Raw genomic sequence first — 21,005 nt, forward strand, 5'->3', positions numbered from 1 at the left:
TCAACCCCGCACAAGTCGCAGATAGGCGGCCGCCATCTCCAACCGCACGGCCAACACCGCAAGCTGCTGCTCGACCCCGCCCGGGCCGGTCGGCGCCTCCGCCTCCAAAAACCCAGCCGGCGCCGCGGTTTCCTCCTGCGCCCCCGGCAACAGCGGCACATCCCCCGCGCCGACCAGGTCGGCATCGTCCAGACCGCTGACCCGGGCCGCGACCACGGTACGGTCAGCGGCCAGCGTCAAGGCCAGCACCCGCAGCCGGTGGGCGGCCGGGCCGTCGATCTGCTCGTCATGGAAGATGTCGGCGGATCCCGCGGCGGCCCGATCCCGCAGCGCACTCACCGCATCGGCCAGCCCCGTCGCGGCCACCGTGGTCCGCCCGACCCGCAGCATCGCCGCGCAGCCGTGCCGGGCCAGCGCCAGCGTCGCCGCGCAGTCACCGGCCAGCGCGACGTCGCGGCCGACGATCCGGTCCGCCAGCATCTTGGCCGGATTGGTGAACAGCTCGCGCCCGGCGCTGTTGCGCAGCGCCTCGGCGTCCAGTTGGTCGGCCAGCGCGCCCAGGTCGGTCGCGGTGGCCGCTGTCTCCACCGCGTCCATCACCGCCAGCCCGGCGGCCAGGTAGCGCGGCAGGCCGAATTCGTCCGGTACACCCAGCCGCGGCTCCAGCACCGCGACCCGGCCGGCGGTGGCGTCGCGCAGCGGGCCCTCATAGGGCGCCACCACCACCACCCGCGCACCGCGCCGCACCCCGGCTGCAGCCGCGGCGACCAGCGCCGGGTCCCCCGGATCATCGCCGGCGACGACCAGCACATCCAGCGACCCGATCCACGCCGGGGCCTCGGCGGCCAGCACCAGCGGCTCGCGAGCCGAGTCCCCGCGGGCCGCGGACAGCAGGCTTCCTGCCGACGCCGCCGTTCCGCGGGTTGCCACCCAGATCAGCGTGCGCGGCGGATAGTCCCGGCTGTCGCTGCGCACCGCGTCCAACGCGCCCTCGGCGACCGCCGCGGCGGTGGCGCGCACCTGCGCCCCGGCCATCGACGCCGCCCACAGCGCCCCGTCCCGGTCGGCGGCCAGCAGCGCCTCGGTGTCGTCGAGGTCGACGGTGGAAGAGAACGCGTTCACGACCGTGACTTCTCGGTGGCGACGGCCTCGATCTGCTCGGCGACCTTGGCCACCACCGCATCCACCGCGGCGGCGTCGGGCGCCTCCACATTGAGCCGCAGCAGCGGTTCGGTGTTGGAGCTGCGCAGGTTGAACCAGCTGCCCTCACCGAGGTCGACGGTCACCCCGTCCAGGCGGTCGACGGAGGCTTGCTCGCCGAACGCCGCGAGGACCGCCTCCACGCACGCCGCTGCGTCATCAACGGTGAAGTTGATCTCGCCGGAGGCCGCATACCGCTGGTAGTCGGCGGTCAGCTCGGACAGCGGCCGCTGCTGTTCGCCGAGTGCGGCCAGCACGTGCAGGGCGGCCAGCATGCCCGAGTCGGCGCCCCAGAAGTCGCGGAAGTAGTAGTGCGCCGAGTGTTCCCCGCCGAAGATGGCGCCGGTCTCGGCCATCAGCCCCTTGATGTAGGAGTGCCCCACCCGCGACCGCAGCGGGGTACCGCCGCGCTCGGCCACCAGTTCGGCCACCGCCCGCGAGGTGATCAGGTTGTGGATCACCGACGCACCGGGTTCGCGGGCCAGCTCGCGGGCGGCGACCAGACCGGTCACCGCCGACGGCGACACCGGCTCCCCGCGCTCGTCGACGACGAAGCAGCGGTCGGCGTCGCCGTCGAAGGCCAGCCCGATGTCGGCACCGGTGTCTCGGACGAAGGCCTGCAGGTCAACGAGGTTGGCCGGGTCCAGCGGGTTGGCTTCGTGGTTCGGAAAGTTGCCGTCCAACTCGAAATACAGCGGTAGCAGCGTGACCGCCCCGATTGAGCCGAACACCGCCGGAGCGGTGTGGCCGGCCATCCCGTTGCCGGCATCGACGGCGACCCGCAGCGGGCGCGAGCCGCTGATGTCGACCAGGGAGTGCAAGAACGCCGCGTAGTCGTCCAGCACGTCCCGATCGGTGATGGCGCCGCGCTGTCCGGACCGGCCGGCGCCCGGGTCCACGCCCGCGATCAGCTCGTCGCGGATCCGGCCCAGCCCGGTGTCGGCACCGACGGGCTTGGCGCCCGCCCGGCACAGCTTGATCCCGTTGTAGGCGGCCGGATTATGGCTGGCGGTGAACATCGCGCCCGGGCAGTCCAGCGAACCGGAGGCGAAGTAGAGCTGGTCGGTCGAGGCCAGACCGATCCGGACCACGTCGAGGCCCTGGGCGATCACCCCTTCGGCGAACGCCGCCGACAGCGGCGGCGAGCTCTCGCGCATGTCGTGGCCGATCACCACCTGGCGGGCGCCCTCGTCGCCCATCAGCCGGGCGAATGCGGCCCCGACCTCCGTAACCAGTGATTCATCGATCTCCGAACCGACCAGACCACGTACGTCGTACGCCTTGATCACACGGTGGACAGCCGCAGCGGGCCGAGACATGGACAGGGCTCCTGACGAAGTGGACTCTTGCCGCTCAAGCCTAGCCCGCAACCGGCGATCAGTCCGACGGGTCTGGCAAGACGCGAAGATGACCACGCCGCCGGCCGTTGCTCTTGGCGGGCGGGCCGGGCGGCGCCAGCACCCCGCCGCCGGGAGCGGGGGCGGGTGCGCCCCGGGCGCCGGAATCGGCCGGGCCGGTCTGCGGGTACCACCCGTTGGCCGGTCGAGAAGACCCGGCCTGCCCGGACTGGCGCTCGCGAACCGCTTCGGCGAGCGCGATCAGGTCGTCGTCTTCGGGCGACACCCACGGGCCGGGGTGGCGGACCAGTTCCCAGCCCCTCGGGGCGGTGATCCGGCCGGCGTGATTGAAGCACAGGTCCCACGAATGCGGCTCGGCGGCGGTGGCCAGCGGGCCGACCACAGCGGTGGAGTCCGAGTAGACGAAGGTAAGTGTCGCCACCGCGTAGTGCGGGCACGCTGGCCGACAGCAGCGACGCGGAACGTTCACGCCCGTGAGGCTATCGTGGCCGCGCACCGCCGTGGCGCCGGACACGCGCAAGGGCCGGGCAGGCTATGCGCAACCGTTACCATCGTCTGCGTGACCGCATCGCGTCGCCATGGGCGCGGCCGTGAGCCCCGCGGGCCGCTGCTTCCGCCGACCGTGCCGGGTTGGCGCACCCGCGCCGAACGGTTCGATATGGCGGTGTTGGAGGCCTACGAGCCCATCGAACAACGCTGGAAACAACGGCTGTCGGCGCTCGACATCGCGGTCGACGAGATTCCGCGGATCGCCGCCAAGGACCCTGACAGCGTGCAGTGGCCCCCGGAAGTGGTCGCCGACGGCCCGATTCCGCTGGCCCGCTTGATTCCCGCCGGAGTCGATGTCCGGGGCAATCCGACGCGGGCGCGAATCTTGTTGTTCCGCAAGCCGATCGAGCAACGGGCGAACGACAGCACCGAACTCGGAGATTTGTTGCACGAAATTCTGGTGGCTCAGGTGGCCACCTACTTAGATGTCGAACCCACCGTCATCGACCCGACGATCGACGACTGAGTAACGCGAACGGGCTCAGATGATGCCGCGCTTGAGGCGACGGCGCTCACGCTCGGACAGCCCACCCCAGATGCCGAAACGCTCGTCGTGCGCCAAGGCATACTCCAGGCACTCGCTGCGCACCGAGCACCGCTGGCAGATCTTCTTGGCCTCGCGGGTGGAGCCGCCCTTCTCCGGGAAGAACGCCTCGGGGTCGGTCTGCGCGCACAGGGCGCGGTCCTGCCATTCCTCGTTGGTGGCCGTCTCGGCGTCGAACGGGTCGAACTCGTCGTAGCCGTCCGGTTCGGGAACCAGGCTCAAATGCGGCCGGCTGGGCGGCAGCTCGGCCTCGATTGGCTTCATTACGGTATGAGCTTGCGGTGCCCCCCCGATTACGCCCCAAAGGTGCTCATAGGACATGCTGGGCCTCCTCACCTGGTTGCGCGATCCTGATCTGTCGCCCGCTATTGCGATGTTGTCCGTACCAATTCGAACATGTGATCGAATCTCGGTCTGCGACACCGGAATCGGCTGGCCAACCGGGAAATGACACTGATGTGATTAGACACGGGTTGATCGGCCCGGTCAAGCCGAATGGCCAAATTCCTTACCATCCCGTGACCGATTTCGGACGTGTCCGAGACCGGCGAGTCCGTGTTGTCTAGACCACACCGGTCCTCCGGCGTGTCTTGCGGGGGTCGCCGGGACGCACCGCCACACCGGCTGCATCCACACCAAAGGTACTGTCGTGCGCTGTGAAGGTCACGGTTCTGGTCGGCGGGGTTGGCGGTGCCCGGTTCCTGCTCGGCGTCCAGAAACTGCTGGGCCTCGGCCAGTTCGGCGGTGGCTCCGATGACGGCGAGAGCGCCGCGCACGCACTGACCGCGGTTGTCAACGTCGGTGACGATGCCTGGATGCACGGGGTGCGCATCTGCCCGGATCTGGACACTTGCATGTACACCCTGGGCGGCGGGGTGGACCCCGAGCGCGGCTGGGGCCACCGCGACGAAACCTGGCACGCGATGGAGGAGTTGGCCCGTTACGGCATGCAGCCGGACTGGTTCGGTCTCGGCGACCGCGACCTGGCCACCCACCTGGTCCGCACCCAGGCGCTGCGCGCCGGCTATCCGCTGACCGAGGTGACCGCGGCATTGTGCGAGCGCTGGCAGCCGGGCGCGCGGCTGCTGCCGGTAACCAACGACGGCTGCGAAACCCACGTCGTGATCACCGATCCGGCCGACGACTCTCAGCGTGCCATCCACTTCCAGGAGTGGTGGGTGCGCTACCGGGCCGACGTGCCAACCCACGGATTCGGCTTCGTCGGCAGCGAGAAGGCCAGCGCGACAGCCGAAGTCACCGAGGCCATCGCCGAAGCCGATATCGTGCTCCTGGCTCCGTCCAATCCGGTGGTGAGCATCGGCGCCATTCTTGCCGTCCCCGGCATCCGCGCCGCACTGCGGTCAACTCAGGCTCCGATCGTCGGCTATTCGCCGATCATCGCCGGGAAACCGTTGCGCGGCATGGCTGACACCTGCCTGCGCGTGATCGGCCTGGACTCCACCTCGCAGGCGGTGGGCGCCCACTACGGAGCCCGCAGCGGAACCGGGATCCTGGATTACTGGCTGGTGCACGAGGGCGAGGACGCCGAGGTACCCGGTGTGACGGTGCATTCCGGCCCAATGCTGATGACCGATCCGGCCGCGACGGCTGAGATGGTGCGCGCCGGGCTGGAGTTAGCGGGGGTGTCGCTATAACAGGGCGGGCAGAACACGGCAGCGCCGCCAAGGTCGAGATCCTCCCCGTCCTCGGCCTGGCGGAATTCCGGCCGGGCGACGATCTGGCGGTCGCGCTGGCACAAGCCGCACCATGGCTGGCCGACGGCGACATCGTGGTCGTCACCAGCAAGGTGGTGTCCAAGTGCGAAGGACGTATTGTGCCGGCGCCGCATGATGCCGAAGCGCGAGATGCCCTGCGCCGCCAGCTGGTCGAGTCCGAGGCGGTGCGGGTGCTGGCCCGTAAGGGCCGCACCTGGATCACCGAGAATCGGCTCGGCCTGGTGCAGGCCGCCGCGGGCGTGGACGGCTCCAACGTCGGCTCCGATGAACTCGCGCTGCTGCCGGTCGATCCCGACGCCAGCGCCGCCGCGTTGCGCACCGGCCTGGCCGAGCGGCTGGGCGTGGACGTGGCGGTGCTGATCACCGACACGATGGGCCGGGCCTGGCGCAACGGGCAGATCGACGTCGCGATCGGGTCGTCGGGCCTGAGCGTCCTCAACAGCTACGCCGGTGCCGTCGACCGGCACGGCAACGAATTGTTCGTCACCGAAGTGGCGGTCGCCGACGAACTGGCCGCCGCAGCCGACCTGGTCAAGGGCAAGCTCACCGATGTTCCGGTCGCGGTGGTACGCGGAGTGTCCAGTCCCGACGACGGTTCCACCGCAGCCGCGCTGGTGCGCTCCGGCTCCGACGACCTGTTCTGGCTGGGCACCGCCGAGGCCATCGAGACCGGGCGACGCCAAGCCCAGCTGCTGCGCCGGTCGGTGCGCACGTTCTCCGGCGAACCGGTGCCCGCCGATCTGGTCACCGACGCCATGGCCGAAGCGTTGACCGCCCCGGCGCCGCACCACACCCGGCCGGCGCGGTTCGTCTGGCTGCAGACCCCGGCTGTGCGCACTCGGCTGCTCGATGCGATGGCACAGCAGTGGCGCGCCGACCTGGCCGGCGACGGCAAGTCGCCCGAGGCGATCGAGACCCGGGTCTCGCGCGGCCGGATCCTCTACGACGCACCCGAAGTCGTCATCCCGGTAATGGTTCCCGACGGTGCCCATTCCTACCCCGACGCGGCCCGCACCGCCGCCGAGCGCACCATGTTCACCGTCGCGGTCGGCGCCGCGGTCCAGGCGCTGTTGGTGGCGCTGGCGGTGCGCGGCGTGGGCAGTTGCTGGATCGGGTCGACCATCTTCACCCCCGAACTGGTGCGCGCCGAACTGGATCTGCCGGCGGACTGGGAACCGCTGGGCGCCATCGCAATCGGCTACCCGCCGGAGCCAACCGAGCCCCGCCCGCCGGCGCCGGTCGACGACCTGCTGGTGCGCCGGTGAGCACGCACGCCTCCACGGTCGAAACACTGCGGGCTTGGGCAGCACCGGATTTCGCGCAGGACGCGCTGCGGCATGCGGTTCTGGCGTTTCTGGATGCCCGCGCCGATGCTTGTGCGCGCGAGTGCGTGCCCGGCCACATCACCGCCTCGGCGCTGGTGCTCGACCACACCGGCGAGCAGGTGCTGCTGACGCTGCACCCGCGCGTCGGCCGCTGGGTGCAACTGGGCGGGCACTGCGAGGACGCCGACCCCGACATCGTCAACGCCGCACTGCGCGAGGCCACCGAGGAATCCGGCATCGACGGGCTTCGGCTCGACCCCAGGTTGGCGGCCGTGCATGTGCACCCGGTGACCTGCTCGCTGGGGGTGCCGACCCGGCATCTGGACCTGCAGTTCGTGGCGCACGCACCGGCCGGCGCGCAGATCGGCATCAGCGACGAGTCGGTGGACCTGCGCTGGTGGCCGGTCGACGCGCTACCGCCGGATGCCGATGACGCGCTGCGGTATCTGGTTGGCGCGGCGAGGAATCGGCGCTGAGAGCACCGGTCACCCTGGAGCTGAGCTGCGCACGGGAACACCGCCCCGGCATCAGCGGACTTGAGCGCATCGAGCTGAGCGAGCAGGGCAGAATGGTCATGGGTCATCGCGTTGTGTGTCCTTTGCTTGAGTCACTTTGGTCGGTAACTCAATGACCACTACGCGATGACCCACCCCAAAGCCCTCAACGACACACCAGAGCCCAACCGCCCCAGTCAGCCGCAGGCCCGAAACCCCACTCCAGGGGACTTAGCCCTCGCATGCGCATGCGTTAACATGCATGCATGCGTACCACGATCGAGATCACCGACGAACAGCACCGCGCGCTGAGCGCGATCGCGCAGCGTCGCGGGGTGCGCGGGTTTTCTGCCTTGGTTCAGGAAGCGCTGGACAGCTACCTCGCAAACATGACCACCGACGAAGTCGACCTGCTACTGGGCCTCGAAGGCACCCTCAGCGACTCCGAGGCACGCGAGGTTCGAACCCGCATCGACGAGGCGAGAACCACGTGGCGGGCGTCGTAGTCGTCGATACCGATCTGGTCATCGATTTTCTTCGCGGCAAAGGCCCCGGCGTGCCCTTGGTTCGCGAGTTGATTGCCGCCCATCGCTTACGTGTCACCGCGATAACCGCATTCGAGCTGCGGGTCGGGACGGACTTCTTGGTGCGCCGCGACGACATTCTGCGGTTGATGCGATCACGGACCTTCCCGCTCGATTCCCGAAGCGCTCGGCGTGCGGGCGAAGTGGCCGCGACACTGCGAGACGACGGTCGAGACATCGGGCTGGCCGACTGCCTCCAGGCGGGCATCTGCTTGTCCTTTGATCTGCCGTTGGCCACCCGCAACCGCAAGCATTTCGAACGAGTGGACGGGTTGCGGCTGCACGAGCTCGCATAGCGCCCGGATCCGCCCGTCGACGCGAGCAGCCGGCCTGGTCGGTGAAGCACTGTCCAACAAGGAGATCTCCGACAGGCCCTTGAACTCGCCGCGCACGGCGGAAACTCGGCGTCACGGCGACAGCCATCGGGGGCACGGCGTGTCGTTGTCCTCCGGTGAGATGGTGCCAGCCGTGACGGTCGTCTGGTGCGCCAAGATGCGGGCCAGCGCGCTGACCGCGCAATTGCCGGTGTCGCGTTACCGGCTCGGCCGGCCAGCTGGTGGCGTGTGGCGCGGAGCCCAAGGCCACTAAGCAGACGTCAACACCCGCCGGATCTACCCGCCGCGCAACGGCGACCGCGCAGCGCTGCTGGCCGCTGCCGCACCATGGCTGCAAGACCGACCCGAGCGCGGATAGCTCAGATGTCGCTGGAGTAGCGAATCCCGCAGTCCGGGATCGACACTCCCGGCCACACCCGTGCCCCGCGCAGCAACTCACAGCGCGCCCCGATGTCGGCGCCGTCGCCGATCACCCCGTCGCGGATCAGCGCCCGCGGCCCGATGCGGGCGCCGAACCCGATGATCGAGCGCTCGATCACGCAGCCGGCCTCGACTTTCACGCCGTCGAAGATCACCGCGCCGTCCAGCCGGGCGCCCGGGCCGATCTCGGCGCCGCGACCGACGACCGTGCCGCCGATCAGCACCGCACCCGGGGCCACCGCGGCACCGTCGTGCACCAGTGACTCGCCGCGCTGATCGCCCAACGCCGGCGACGGCGCGATGCCGCGCACCAGATCCGCCGAGCCGCGCACGAAGTCCTCCGGGGTGCCCATGTCACGCCAGTAGCTGGTGTCGACGTAGCCGCAGACCTTCACGCCGTCGGACAGCAGCGCCGGGAACACCTCGCGCTCCACCGAGACCGCCCGGCCCCGCGGAATACGGTCGATCACGTTGCGGGACAGCACATAACAGCCGGCGTTGATCTGGTCGGTCGGCGGGTCCTCGGTCTTCTCCAAAAACGCGGTGACCCGGCCGTCGTCGGTGGGCACACAGCCGAACGCTCGCGGGTCACCGACCCGCACCAGGTGCAGGGTGGCCTCGGCGGCATGCTCGCCGTGATAGGCGTACAGCTCGCGCAGGTCGGCCCCGGAGAGCACGTCGCCGTTGAACACCATCGCGGTGTCGTGACGCAGTTTGGACGCCACGTTGGCGATGCCGCCGCCGGTGCCCAGCGGTTCGTCTTCGGTCACGTAGTCGATCTGCAGGCCCAGCGCGGACCCGTCGCCGAACTCCGCGGAGAACACCTCCGGCTTGTAGGACGTGCTGAGGATCACGTGTTCGATTCCCGCAGCCGCGATCCGCGACAGCAGGTGGGTCAGGAACGGCAGCCCCGCAGTGGGCAGCATCGGCTTGGGCGCCGACAGCGTCAGTGGCCGCAGCCGGGTGCCCTTGCCGCCCACCAACAGCACGGCATCGACTTGCTGAAGCGTCACGGACGTCCTTTCGTCAGCTTGCGCCGCGCGCTGCGCACGGCCAGGCCGGAGCGCACCGCAAGCGCTCCCCGCATGGTCCAGCGCAGCGGCGCGCGCCACCAACCGGGATGGCGGTCGGCGAGGTAGGTGTAGGTGCTGCGGTGGTGCGCCGCCAGGTTGGCCGCCGGATCCTTGCCGGTGGCGTGACCCTTCTGGTGCAGCACCTCCGCAGACGGCACGTAGACGTTGAGCCAGCCGGCCTTACCGAGCCGGTCGCCCAGGTCGACGTCTTCCATGTAGAGGAAGTAGCGGTCGTCGAAGCCGCCGATCTGATCGAACGCGGCGCGGCGCACCAGCAGGCAGGCACCGGACAGCCATCCCACCGGGCGCTCGCTGGGTTCCAGGCGTTCTTGGCGGTAGGCCCGCGACCACGGGTTGTTCGGCCAGATCGGGCCGACAACGGCGTGCATGCCACCGCGGATCAGGCTCGGCAGGTGGCGCGCCGAGGGGTACACCGAGCCGTCGGGCTCGCGGATCAGCGGACCCAGCGTCGCCGCTTGCGGCCACCGGGCGGCCGCCTCCAGCAGGGCGTCGATGCTGCCCGGGCCCCACTGCACGTCGGGGTTGGCCACAATGAGAAATTCACTATCCCGGTCGCCGAGCCGGGCCACCGCGCTGTTGACGGCGCCACCGTAGCCGAGGTTGGCCCCGGTCTCGAACAGCTGCGCATCCGGGTAGCGCTGCACGGCCTCCTGCGGCGCGCCGTCGGTGGATCCGTTGTCGGCCATCACCACCTGCACCGGACGATCGGTTGCCAGCGACAGCGACGCCAGGAAGCGGTCCAGATGCCAACCCGGCGAATACGTCACCGTCACCACCGGCAGGGCCTCACTCACGGCGTAGAGGTTATCTGGCCAGTGCCGCGGCCAGCGCATCGCGCCATGGGCGCAGCGGCGCCAGGCCGGCTCGTGCCGATTCGACGCTCGACAACGCCGAGTACGCGGGCCGAGCCGCCGGACGGGGCCGCGCGGCGCTGCTGACCGGTGCCACCCGCTGCGGGTCGGCGCCCAGCGCGGTGAACACCGCGCGGGCCTGCTCGAAGCGGCTGGCCGCACCGCTGTTGGCCGCGTGCAGCACCCGCGCCGCAGGCCACGCCCGCGCCAAGGCCAGCAGCGCATCGGCCAGGTCGCCGACATAGGTCGGTGAGCCGACCTGGTCGTCGACCACCTCCACCGCACCGGAGCCTGCGGCCTTGTCCCGCATCACGGCGACGAAGTCCGACCCGCCGGCGGCGCCGGTGTAGACCCAGGCGGTGCGCACCACCAGCGCCTCCGGCGACGCCGCCAGCACGGCGTTCTCGCCGTCCAGCTTGGTGCGGCCATAGACGGACAGCGGCCGGGTCGCCTCCCCCGGCTCGTACGGGCGCGGCGCCGCGTCGCCGAAGTCACCGTCGAAGACGTAGTCGGTGGAGATGTGGATCAGTCGCGCCCCGGCCCGCGCGCAGGCAGCCCCGAGGTGGCCGGGCCCGGCCGCGTTGACGGCATAAGCTCGCTCGGCGTCGCTCTCGGCGGCGTCGACGGCGGTGTAGGCCGCGCAGTTGACCAGCACATCGCCGGGACGCAGGTCGACGGCGCCGACGGCGGCGGGGTCGGTGATGTCGCACTGCGCCGAGGACAGCGCGAGCACGTCATGGCCGGCCTCGGCGGCGCGCACCGCCAGGAAGCTGCCGACCTGCCCGCCGGCCCCGGTGATCACGATCCGCTGCCCAGAAGTCATAACCGCCGAGTCTGGCACGCCGACCGCAGCTACCACCGATACAGCAGTTACACAAGTAACCTCGAGTGATGCCTGCGCAACGTGTGATTCGTGTGATCGCGACCGTGGCAGCCGTCGCCGTCGTCCTCGGCACCGGAGTGGCCTGGAGTCGGGTGCGCTCCTTCGAGGACGGCATCTTCCACATGGCGTCGCTGGCGCTGGGCCAAGGCGGAGCCGACGGCGCGGTCGACATTCTGCTGGTCGGCATGGACAGCCGCACCGACGCCCACGGCAACCCGCTGACCCCCGAGGAACTCGCGGCGCTGCGAGTCGGCGACGACGACGCCACCAACACCGACACGATCATCCTGGTCCGCATCCCCAACAACGGGAAGTCGGCGACCGCGATCTCGATCCCCCGCGACTCCTACGTGGCGGCGCCCGGGCTGGACAAGACCAAGATCAACGGCGTCTACGGCGCCACCCGGCTCGAGACCGCCGACGCCCTGGTGGAAGCCGGCATGGATCCGGCGCAGGCCCAGGCCCGCGGCACCCAGGCCGGCCGGGAGGCCCTGATCAAGACGGTGGCCGACCTGACCGGGGTCACCGTCGACCACTACGCCGAGGTCGGGCTGCTCGGGTTCTCGCTGATCACCGACGCGCTCGGCGGCGTCAACGTCTGCCTCAAGGAACCGGTGTACGAAGAGCTCTCCGGCGCCGACTTCCCGGCCGGCTGGCAGCGGCTCGACGGCGCCCAGGCGCTGAGTTTCGTGCGCCAGCGCCATGAACTCCCGCACGGCGACCTGGACCGGGTCCGTCGCCAGCAGGCGGTGATGGCGGCCCTGGCCCACCAGGTGATCTCCGGCAAGACGCTGTCCAGCCCGGGCACCCTGACGCGACTGCAGGCGGCGGTCCAGCGCTCGGTGGTGCTGTCGGAGGGTTGGGACGTGATGGATTTCATCACCAAGCTGCAGGATCTGGCGGCCGGCAAGGTGGCCTTCGCCACCATCCCGGTGCTCGAGGAATCCGGCTGGAGCGACGACGGCATGCAGAGCGTGGTGCGCGTCGACCCGCAGCAGGTGGCCGACTGGGTGGACGGATTGCTGCACGACACCGACGAGGGCAAAGCCGACCAACGTGCCTACGACCCCGAGCACACCACCGCCAGCGTGTACAACGACACCGACATCAACGGCTTGGCCGCGGCCGTCTCAGGTGTGCTGAACGCCAAGGGATTCGGCACCGGATCGGTCGGCAACAACGAGGCCGCCCGGGTAACGACCAGCCAGGTGCAGGCCGCCAACACCGACGACCCCGGCGCCCAGGCGGTGGCCCGGGATCTGGGCGGGTTGCCGGTGGTCTCCAACGCGGCGGTGCCCGCCGGGGCGGTACGCGTCGTACTGGCCAACGACTACACCGGTCCCGGATCGGGCTTGGGCGCCGGGGACCGCGCCGAAATAGCCGGCTTCTCCGCCGCCGACGACACGCAGCTGTCCGAAATCCCCGCTCCGTCACCGATTCTGACCGCGGGTTCCAACGACCCGCAATGCGTGAACTAGCGTCGGTGCGGTGACCAACCTTGCCTCGGCGATCCTTGATCCGATCATGCGCGCCGACCCGGTGGGACCGCGGATCACCTATTACGACGACGCTTCCGGCGAACGCATCGAGTTGTCCGCGGCGACTCTGACGAACTGGGCCGCCAAGACCGGCAATCTGCTGCGCGACGAACTCGGCGCCGGGGCGGGCAGCCGGGTGGCGGTGTTGCTGCCGGCGCACTGGCAGACCGCGGCGGTGCTGTTCGGCGCGTGGTGGATCGGCGCCGAGGTGCTGCTCGCCAACCCGGGCGGAGAGGCTGACATCGCCCTGTGCACCGCGGACCGGCTCGACGAGGCCGACGCGGCGGTGGCCCCCACCGGCGGCGAGGTGGTGGTGCTGTCGCTGGACCCGTTCGGGCGCCCGGCCCCGGACCTGCCGGTGGGGGTCACCGACTACGCGACGACGGTGCGGGTGCACGGCGACCAGATCGACCCGGAGCCGCGCCCCGGCCCGGCGCTGGAGGGATCATCCGCCGACGAGGTGTTGGCCCTCTGCGAGAAATCCGCGGCCGCAACGTCTTTGACGTCATCGGATCGGGTGTGGTCGGCCAACGCCTGGGGTACACCCGCCGAGTTGATCGACAACATGCTGGCGGTGTTCGCCGTCGGCGCGTCCCTGGTGCAGGTCGCCCATCCGGATCCGGCCGCACAGCAACGCCGCCGGGACAGCGAGAAGGTCACCCGGACGCTTGATTAGGCGATCTAGGCCTCGAATGTGCGGTTCGGTACGCCCGCGCCGGCGGGTCGCTGGGGGCACCTCCCGCTTGCGGGGAAACGAAACCGCACGCTCGGCGCGTCGCCCACGAGGGAGTCACCGCGATATATGCAGAAATGCTTATATGCTGATACCCTCGCTGACTAAGACGGACGACCCACGGAGGGGATGACTCATGGCGGTACAGGGACTGCTGGCGAAGGCGGCCGGAACGGTGTTCACCGGGCTGGTCGGGGTCAGCGCCTACGAGCTGGCACGCAAGGCGCTGGAAAAGGCTCCGCTGCATCAGGCCGCGGTGACCGCCACCGAATGGAGCCTGCGTGGCACCCGGCGGGCCGAGGAGGTCGCCGAGTCGGCGCGCCTCAAGGTGGCCGACGTGGTCGCCGAGGCCCGCGAACGCATCGGTGAAGAGGCGACACCGCCTGCTGTGGCCGTTGCACACGACCACGACCACTGATCGTGACCCACGCCGTCGATGAACTGGTCGTCGTCTCCGACGCCGCCGGCCGGATGCGGGTGCGGGTGCCCTGGGTCCGCAGCGACTCGCGGCGCGCGGTGGCGGTCGAGGAGACCGCCGACCGGGTCAACGGGGTGCGCACCGTGCACGCCTATCCGCGCACCGGCGCGGTGGTGGTGTGGTACTCCCCCAAACGGTGCGATACCGCGGAGATCCTGGCGGCGATCCGCGAGGCGGCCGGCGTCGCCGCCGAGCTGATCCCGGCCCGCACCCCGCGCTCGGCGGACATCCGCAACACCGACGTGCTGCGCATGGTGATCGGCGGTACGGCGTTGGCGCTGCTGGGCGTGCGCCGCTACGTCTTCGCCCGGCCGCCGCTGCTGGGACCGAGCGGTCAACTGGTCGCCACCGGGGCGACGGTCTTCATGGGCTATCCGTTCCTGCGCGGCGCGCTGCGCTCGATCCGCTCCGGCAAGGCCGGCACCGATGCCCTGGTGACCGCCGCGACCATCGCCAGCCTGGTGCTGCGGGAGAACGTGGTCGCGCTCACCGTGCTGTGGCTGCTCAACATCGGCGAGTATCTGCAAGACCTGACGCTGCGCCGGACCCGCCGCGCGATCTCGGATCTGCTGCGCGGCAGCCAAGACACCGCCTGGGTGCGTGTGGAGCAAGGTCCCCCGGAAAGCCCGGAATACACCGAAGTCCAGGTACCGGTCGACACGGTGCAGCTCGGCGACGAGGTGATCGTCCACGACCACGTCGCGATCCCGGTCGACGGCGAGATCATCGACGGCGAGGCCATCGTGGACCAGTCCGCGATCACCGGCGAGACCCTGCCGGTCAGCGTGATCGCCGGGGCGCGTGTGCATGCCGGATCGGTGGTGGTGCGCGGCCGAGTCGTGGTGCGCGCCACCGCGGTCGGCAGCCAGACCGTGATCGGACGGATCATCAGCCGCGTCGAGGAGGCCCAACACGACCGTGCTCCGATCCAGACCGTCGGCGAGAACTTCTCCCGGCGCTTCGTACCGGCGTCGTTCATCTTGTCGGCGTTCACCCTGCTGGTCACCGGCGACGTCCGCCGGGCGATGACCATGCTGCTGGTCGCCTGCCCGTGTGCGGTCGGGCTGGCCACCCCGACGGCGATCAGCGCGGCCATCGGCAACGGCGCCCGGCGCGGCATCCTGATCAAGGGCGGCTCGCATCTCGAGCAGGCCGGCCGGGTGGACGCCATCGTGTTCGACAAGACCGGCACGCTCACCGTCGGCCGCCCGGTAGTGACCAATATCGTTGCCCTCCATAAGGATTGGCAGCCCGAACAGGTGCTCGCCTACGCCGCCAGCTCGGAGCTGCACTCGCGGCACCCGTTGGCCGAGGCGGTGATCCGCTCCACCGAGGAACGCCACATCAGCATCCCGCCGCACGAGGAGTGCGAAGTTCTGGTCGGGCTGGGCATCCGCACCTGGGCCGACGGACGGACGCTACTGCTGGGCAGCCCGAACCTGCTGCGCGCCGAGAAGGTCCGCATCTCCAAGAAGGCGGCGGACTGGGTCACCAAATTGCGCGCCCAGGCCGAGACCCCGTTGCTGCTGGCGGTCGACGGCACCCTGGTGGGATTGATCAGCCTGCGCGACGAAGTGCGCCCGGAGGCACACGAGGTGCTTGAGCAGTTGCGCGCCAAGGGTATTCGCCGCATCGTGATGCTGACCGGCGATCACCCGGAGACCGCGGCGGCGGTGGCCGCCGAACTCGGCATCGCCGAATGGCGCGCCGAGGTGCTCCCCGAGGACAAGCTGCAGGTGGTCCGCGACCTGCAGGACGAGGGCTACGTGGTCGGCATGGTCGGTGACGGCGTCAATGACGCTCCCGCGCTGGCCGCCGCCGACATGGGCATCGCGATGGGTCTGGCGGGCACCGATGTGGCGGTCGAGACCGCCGATGTCGCCCTGGCCAACGACGACTTGCGGCGGCTGCTGGACGTCCGCGACCTGGGCAGCCGGGCCGTCGAGGTGATCCGGCAGAACTACGGCATGTCGATCGCGGTCAACGCAGCCGGCCTGCTGATCGGCGCCGGCGGTGCGCTGTCACCGGTGCTGGCGGCGATTCTGCACAACGCGTCGTCGGTGGCCGTGGTCACCAACAGTTCGCGGCTGATCCGTTACAGACTGGACGCCGAACCGATGGCATCCGCCCCCGCCGGGGCGTAATCTGTGTCGGTCCCGACTGTCCCTGTCGAGCAACACCACCAGCTCCAGGGCAGTCGGGACTTTGCCTAGCAGCGGTTAGCAGCCACAACCCTCGCCGCGCCAGGACCGGAACCCCTGCCACACCGACACCGCGGCCACCGCCAGACCGATCAGGGGGTCCAGCCACCATCCGCCCGACCACTGGGTGGTGAGCGTCAACCCGACCAGCACCGCGGCGGCCTGGATCGCACACAGGTAGTTCTGCACGCCCTCGCCGACGGTGGCCGCCGAGCCCAGCCGGGTGCCGAGCCGGCGCTGCGCGCGGCCCAGAATCGGCATCACCAGCACCGCCACCCCGGTGAGCGCGATCCCGATGACGCTGCTCTCGCTGCGGTGGTCACCCACCAGGTGGCGCACCGATTCGGCGGCGATGTAGGGGGCGTTGATCCAGAACGACACCGCCACCCCGATCTGGGCGCGCCGCTCGGCCGTCTGCGACAGCGTGCGGGCACCGGTGAACCGCCAGATCACGATGGCCCCGGCCATCGCCTCGGGAATGGCGCCCAGCGCCCAGCCGGTCAGCGCGATCGAGCCGGCCGCCAAGCCCTGCCACAGGCCCAGCACGCCTTCGAACCCCACCACCACCAGGCTGACCCAGGCGAGCCGGCGAGCCCAGTCCGCGGCGCGGTGCCAGCCGGCGTCAAGTACCGGTTGCACCGGATGGGGGTGAACATGGGGTACGGCACAGGCATCGACGACGCCCACCGATTCGGGGCTCCCGATCCCACTGTCCACGCTGGAAATGCTACCGCCCGCGGAGCGTGGTCAGCGCCGCTCAGCCCGGAGCGAGCCGCGCCACCCGGTCGTTGCCGCGGTCGGCCACATAGACCGTGTTGTCCTTGCCCACCGCGACGTCGAGCGGGGTGTTGAGCCCGGTGAAGCCCAGCGGGCTCGGGCTGGTCGCCCCGGCCGGGAGCTTGAGCACCTTGTTGCCGTCGTGTTCGGTGACATAGACGTTGGCGGCGGGGTCGACGGTGATGCCCCACGGCACCGCGACCCCGGTGAACGGCAGCACCACCTGGTCGGTGGAGCCGGCCGCCAGTTTGAGCACCCGGTTGTTGTCGGTGTCGGTGACGTAGACGGTGCCCGTGCCGTCCACCGCCACCCCGTCGGGATTGTTGAGTCCGCTGAAGGGCAACACCGTCTGGCTGTTCGACCCGGACGCCAGCTCGACCACCCGGTCGTTGCCGCGGTCAGCGACATAGACGTTGCCGCCGGAGTCCACCGCCAGGCCCTCGGGGTAGCTCAGCCCGTTGAACGGCAGCACCACCTGGTCGTTCGAGCCGGCCGTTAGCTTCACCACCCGGTTGTTGAAGTCCGAGACATAGACGGTGCCGTCCTTGTCGACCGCCACGCCCTGCGGTTGGTAGAGCCCGCTGAACGGCAGCACAGTCGCCGCACGGGATCCGGCCGCCAGCTTGACCACCCGGCCGTACATGCCCTGGCTGGCGACATAGACGTTGCCGTCGGAGTCCAGCGCCACCCCGCTCGGCGAGAGCCGGAAGTTGATGCCGGAGAACTGCAGCTCGCTCTGCCCGGGCGGCGCCGCCGTCGACGGGTGCGACGGGCGGGCGATCAGATAGCCGATGAGGCCTACCACCAGCAGCGCCACGGCCGCGGCGCCGAGCACCGCCCAGCGCCGGGAGCCGGGGCCGGAAGGCACCCGCCCGAACGGCGGTGATGCCGGCGGCGGCACATACGGCCGGCGCACCGTCGGGGGTGGCGGTGCGGGCTGGCTGCGCCAGCCGGTGACCTGAGCGGCCGGAGCGGACGGAGCGGCCGGCGCGGCCATCGTCCCGGTACCGAAGGCGGCCTCTTCGCCGTGCCGCAGAATGGTGGCCGCCTGGTCCTGCTGCGGGCCGGTGAGCGCCTCGTGCGCGGCCGCCGCCAGCTCGCCGGCACTGCGGTAGCGGTCCTCGGGCCGTTTGGCCATCCCGCGGGCGATCACCTGGTCGAAGGCGGGCGGAACACTGGCGACTTGCGCGCTGGGCCGCGGGGCGGGTTCGGTCAGGTGTGCGGCGATCATTCGCTCGATGCTGTCGGCCCGATACGGCGGCGCGCCGGTCAGGCACTCACCGAGCACGCAGGCCAGCGAGTAGATGTCGGCCCGATAGGTGACATCGCCGCCGGTGAACCGTTCCGGGGCCATGTAGTTATAGGTGCCCACCGCGGTCCCGATCTGGGTCAGGCCGGGGTCGGTGGCCGCGCGGGCGATGCCGAAATCCACCAGGTAGGCGAAATCTTCGTCGGTCACCAGGATGTTCTCCGGCTTGACGTCGCGGTGCATGATCCCCTCGGCGTGCGCCGCGTCCAGCGCAGCCGCGACCTGACGTATCACCGCCACCGCCCGGGCCGGGCTGAGCGGGCCGTGGCGATGCAGCAGCGCGCGCAGCGACTGACCCTGGATCAGGCGCATCTCCACGTAGAACTGCCCATCGATCTCGCCGTAATCGTGGATCGGCACCACGTGCGGTTCGGTGAGCCGCCCGGCCGTGTCGGCCTCGCGCTGCAGGCGCGCGTGCAGAACCGGGTCGTCGGAGAGCTGCGGCGAAATCAGCTTCACCGCGACCATGCGGCGCTTGCGGATGTCCTCGGCCTCGTAGACCTCGCCCATGCCGCCGCTGCCCAGCAGCCGGATCAGCCGGTAGTGCCCGAACTGGGAACCGGCACGCGAGCCCGGGCCGCCGTTATGCACCGGTCCTCATCGGTTCTCCTCCACCATGACCACCCGATCGTTGCCGCGGTCGGCGACGTAGACGTTGCCGTGCTTGTCGACGGCTACATCCAGCGGCGCGTTGAGACCGGTGAACGGCAACACCTCCGGGATCGCTGCCCCGGCGGACAGTTTGACCACCTTGTTGCGGCTGCGTTCGGTGACGTAGACGTCGCCGCCGTCGTCCACCGCGATACCCCACGGCGAGACGATCCCGGCGAACGGCAGCACCAGCTGCTCGCCTCCGGCGGCCGCCAACTTGAGCACCCGGTTGTTGCCGGTGTCGGTGACATAGATGTCGCCGGCTGAATCCACCGCCACCCCGGCGGGCTTGTTGAGGCCGACGAACGGCAGCACGGTCTGGACGTTCGAGCCGGACTCCAGCCGCAACACCAGATCGCTGCCGCGGTCGGCGACGTAGACGTTGCCGTCCGAATCGACCGCCACCCCGTCGGGATCGTCCAGGCCGGCGAACGGCAACACCGTGTGCGAGTCGGAACCCAGCTTGACCACCCGGTTGTCGACGTCGGAGAAGTACACATTGCCGTCGCCGTCGACCACCAGCCCGCGCGGCTGATAGTGATCACTGAACGGCAGCACCGCGGTGGCACCCGAGCCGGCCGCCAGTTTCACCACCCGGCCCTGCATGCCTTGGCTGGTGACGTAGACGTTGCCGTCGCTGTCCAGCGCCACCCCGGCCGGGGAGAGCCGGTAGTCCAGGTCGGTGAACGCCAGCACCTCCTGCGGGGGCGACGCCACCGCCGACGCCGACGAGGGACGGCTCACCAGGTGGCCGACGCCGGCCACCACCGCGACCGCGGCGAGCGCAGCCGCCGCCAGCAGGACCGGCTTGCGCGGCAGCCGTCCGCGCCGGAGCGGGACGGGCGAGGAGGGCTGGGAGGGCTTAGCCGGGGTCTCGGCCCGCAGCAGCGGGGACACCGGCAACGCCACCGGCTGCGAGGCGGCATCGCCCCAGGCTCCGCTTCGGGGTTCGGTCCGGGTCTCTGCTTCCAGTCCGCCCGGTAGGTGCAGGGCGGGCTCGCCGCGCCGCAAAATTCTGGCCACCTGGTGGCGTTCGGCCTCGGTCAGCGCCTGGTAGGCGGCCGCGGCCAGTTCGCCGGCGCTGCTGTAGCGGTCCTCGGGCTTGCGGGCCAACCCACGGGCCAGCACGTCGTCGATGGCGGCCGGGACACGCCCCGGGCGCAGCTTGCTGGGTTGCGGCGCAGCCGCCGTCCGGCGTTCTTCGATCGCGTCGTCGACGGTGCCGGCCGAGAACGCCGGCGCTCCACTCAGGCACTCGGCCAGCACACCGGCCAGCGAATAGATGTCGGCGAGGTGGGTCACCTGCTCGCCGGTCAGGCGCTCGGGCGCCATGTAGCGCACGGTGCCGGTCGCCGGATCTGCCGGCATCCCCGGATCCCCGATGGCCGCGGCCACCCCGAAGTCCATCAGGTAGGCCAGATCGTCATCGGTGACCAGGATGTTGTCGGGTTTGACGTCGCGATGGGTGACGTCGGCGTTGTGGGCGGCGTCCAGCGCCGCGGCGATCTGCCGCACGATGGCCACCGCCCGCGGCGGGCTCAACGGGCCGTCGTCGGCCAACAACGTGGCCAGGTCGGTGCCGTCGATCAGGCCGGTCTCGAGGTAGAGCACGTCGTCGATCTCGCCGTAGGCCCGGATCGGCACCACGTGGGGTTCGATGAGCTGACCGGCGGCTTCAGCCTCGTCTTCCAGCCGGCTGCGGAACGCCTCGTCGCCGGAGAACGCCTCGGAGATCAGTTTCAGCGCCACCATCTCATCGCTGCGGGTGTCCTCGGCCCGGTAGACCTCACCCACGACGCCGTGACCCAGCAAACGCTCAAGCCGGTAAGGGCCGAACCGCGACCCGGCCCGCGAACCCGGCTCGGTGTTGTTCACCGACGTCGCTCCCTTCGCCTCACCAGCACCCGTACCGCGATCTGCGGCGAAAGACTGCCTACCAGCCTAA

General features: G+C 70.4%; 20 protein-coding genes and 1 pseudogene. 11 read left to right on the forward strand and 10 right to left on the reverse strand.

Annotation, left to right across the window (positions count from 1 at the left end; translation table 11 throughout):
* Genes A5771_RS17685 through A5771_RS17695 form a run of 3 tightly spaced genes read right to left on the reverse strand, consistent with a single transcriptional unit; the run spans position 1 to position 3,027 of the window.
* Entirely contained in the window at positions 1-1,122 is a 1,122-nt protein-coding gene (locus A5771_RS17685) for a hypothetical protein (protein ID WP_064856493.1), read from the reverse strand.
* The gene (locus A5771_RS17690; RefSeq protein ID WP_064856494.1) at positions 1,119-2,519 is read right to left on the reverse strand and encodes a phosphomannomutase/phosphoglucomutase; all 1,401 of its coding nucleotides are present in this window, start codon (positions 2,517-2,519) and stop codon (positions 1,119-1,121) included. Before A5771_RS17690 ends, A5771_RS17685 begins: the two co-directional genes overlap by 4 nt.
* A gap of 58 nt (positions 2,520-2,577) precedes the next feature.
* Positions 2,578-3,027, reverse strand: coding sequence for a DUF3499 domain-containing protein (locus tag A5771_RS17695; protein ID WP_082947302.1), 450 nt, complete (start codon positions 3,025-3,027; stop codon positions 2,578-2,580).
* A 90-nt stretch (positions 3,028-3,117) separates the two neighbouring features.
* Between A5771_RS17695 and A5771_RS17700 the strand changes: the two genes are divergently transcribed.
* Positions 3,118-3,573 carry a metallopeptidase family protein gene (locus A5771_RS17700; protein WP_064856496.1) on the forward strand — a complete coding sequence of 152 codons (456 nt, stop codon included), beginning with the start codon at positions 3,118-3,120 and terminating at the stop codon, positions 3,571-3,573.
* 15 nt (positions 3,574-3,588) lie between these two features.
* On the opposite strand, the gene A5771_RS17705 is transcribed toward A5771_RS17700, so the two are convergent.
* Positions 3,589-3,972: a WhiB family transcriptional regulator gene (locus A5771_RS17705; RefSeq protein WP_275084988.1), complete on the reverse strand. Its 384-nt coding sequence runs from the start codon at positions 3,970-3,972 to the stop codon at positions 3,589-3,591.
* Between the two features lie 335 nt (positions 3,973-4,307).
* On the opposite strand from A5771_RS17705, the gene cofD reads away from it, so the two are divergent.
* From cofD to A5771_RS24135, 6 genes and pseudogenes are all read left to right on the forward strand, one after another.
* Entirely contained in the window at positions 4,308-5,306 is a 999-nt protein-coding gene (gene cofD / locus A5771_RS17710; protein WP_064856498.1) for a 2-phospho-L-lactate transferase, read from the forward strand.
* Positions 5,303-6,652 carry a coenzyme F420-0:L-glutamate ligase gene (locus A5771_RS17715; protein ID WP_064856499.1) on the forward strand — a complete coding sequence of 450 codons (1,350 nt, stop codon included), beginning with the start codon at positions 5,303-5,305 and terminating at the stop codon, positions 6,650-6,652. The genes cofD and A5771_RS17715 overlap by 4 nt, the downstream gene beginning before the upstream one ends.
* Entirely contained in the window at positions 6,649-7,188 is a 540-nt protein-coding gene (locus A5771_RS17720) for an NUDIX hydrolase (protein ID WP_064856500.1), read from the forward strand. Before A5771_RS17715 ends, A5771_RS17720 begins: the two co-directional genes overlap by 4 nt.
* A 284-nt stretch (positions 7,189-7,472) precedes the next feature.
* Positions 7,473-7,712: a hypothetical protein gene (locus A5771_RS23445; RefSeq protein ID WP_064856501.1), complete on the forward strand. Its 240-nt coding sequence runs from the start codon at positions 7,473-7,475 to the stop codon at positions 7,710-7,712.
* Positions 7,697-8,086, forward strand: coding sequence for a type II toxin-antitoxin system VapC family toxin (locus A5771_RS23450; RefSeq protein ID WP_064856502.1), 390 nt, complete (start codon positions 7,697-7,699; stop codon positions 8,084-8,086). Before A5771_RS23445 ends, A5771_RS23450 begins: the two co-directional genes overlap by 16 nt.
* 136 nt (positions 8,087-8,222) lie before the next feature.
* A pseudogene (locus A5771_RS24135) lies at positions 8,223-8,483 on the forward strand (hypothetical protein); the annotation flags it as partial.
* Between the two features lies 1 nt (position 8,484).
* Here A5771_RS24135 and A5771_RS17735 read toward each other — a convergent pair.
* From A5771_RS17735 to rfbD, 3 genes are read right to left on the reverse strand one after another with little or no spacing between them, the layout of a single operon-like run.
* Complete coding sequence (locus tag A5771_RS17735; protein ID WP_064856503.1) at positions 8,485-9,558, reverse strand: sugar phosphate nucleotidyltransferase; 1,074 nt, start codon at positions 9,556-9,558, stop codon at positions 8,485-8,487.
* Positions 9,555-10,433 (reverse strand): glycosyltransferase family 2 protein, encoded by an 879-nt coding sequence (locus A5771_RS17740; RefSeq protein ID WP_064856520.1) that lies wholly within the window; start codon positions 10,431-10,433, stop codon positions 9,555-9,557. The genes A5771_RS17735 and A5771_RS17740 overlap by 4 nt, the downstream gene beginning before the upstream one ends.
* 10 nt (positions 10,434-10,443) lie before the next feature.
* The gene (gene rfbD, locus A5771_RS17745; protein ID WP_064856504.1) at positions 10,444-11,313 is read right to left on the reverse strand and encodes a dTDP-4-dehydrorhamnose reductase; all 870 of its coding nucleotides are present in this window, start codon (positions 11,311-11,313) and stop codon (positions 10,444-10,446) included.
* A gap of 68 nt (positions 11,314-11,381) precedes the next feature.
* Here rfbD and A5771_RS17750 point away from each other — a divergent pair, with 68 nt between their 5' ends.
* The 4 genes from A5771_RS17750 (at position 11,382) to ctpC (ending at position 16,266) form a co-directional block, all read left to right on the forward strand.
* Positions 11,382-12,851, forward strand: coding sequence for an LCP family protein (locus A5771_RS17750; RefSeq protein WP_064856505.1), 1,470 nt, complete (start codon positions 11,382-11,384; stop codon positions 12,849-12,851).
* Between the two features lie 10 nt (positions 12,852-12,861).
* Complete coding sequence (locus tag A5771_RS17755; protein ID WP_267887474.1) at positions 12,862-13,587, forward strand: TIGR03089 family protein; 726 nt, start codon at positions 12,862-12,864, stop codon at positions 13,585-13,587.
* Between the two features lie 193 nt (positions 13,588-13,780).
* Positions 13,781-14,062 (forward strand): DUF1490 family protein, encoded by a 282-nt coding sequence (locus A5771_RS17760; protein ID WP_064856506.1) that lies wholly within the window; start codon positions 13,781-13,783, stop codon positions 14,060-14,062.
* Between the two features lie 53 nt (positions 14,063-14,115).
* Complete coding sequence (ctpC, locus tag A5771_RS17765) at positions 14,116-16,266, forward strand: manganese-exporting P-type ATPase CtpC (RefSeq protein ID WP_109401193.1); 2,151 nt, start codon at positions 14,116-14,118, stop codon at positions 16,264-16,266.
* A gap of 75 nt (positions 16,267-16,341) precedes the next feature.
* Here the strand turns inward: ctpC and A5771_RS17770 are convergent, their stop codons facing one another.
* From A5771_RS17770 to A5771_RS17780, 3 genes are all read right to left on the reverse strand, one after another.
* Positions 16,342-16,962, reverse strand: coding sequence for a cation transporter (locus A5771_RS17770; RefSeq protein ID WP_064856508.1), 621 nt, complete (start codon positions 16,960-16,962; stop codon positions 16,342-16,344).
* 118 nt (positions 16,963-17,080) lie between these two features.
* Entirely contained in the window at positions 17,081-19,000 is a 1,920-nt protein-coding gene (locus A5771_RS17775) for a serine/threonine-protein kinase PknD (protein ID WP_064856509.1), read from the reverse strand.
* A 6-nt stretch (positions 19,001-19,006) separates the two neighbouring features.
* Positions 19,007-20,935 carry a serine/threonine-protein kinase PknD gene (locus A5771_RS17780; RefSeq protein WP_064856510.1) on the reverse strand — a complete coding sequence of 643 codons (1,929 nt, stop codon included), beginning with the start codon at positions 20,933-20,935 and terminating at the stop codon, positions 19,007-19,009.
* Between the last annotated feature and the right edge of the window lie 70 nt (positions 20,936-21,005).

Source organism: Mycolicibacter sinensis (assembly GCF_001667375.1).
Taxonomy (GTDB): domain Bacteria; phylum Actinomycetota; class Actinomycetes; order Mycobacteriales; family Mycobacteriaceae; genus Mycobacterium; species Mycobacterium sinense_A.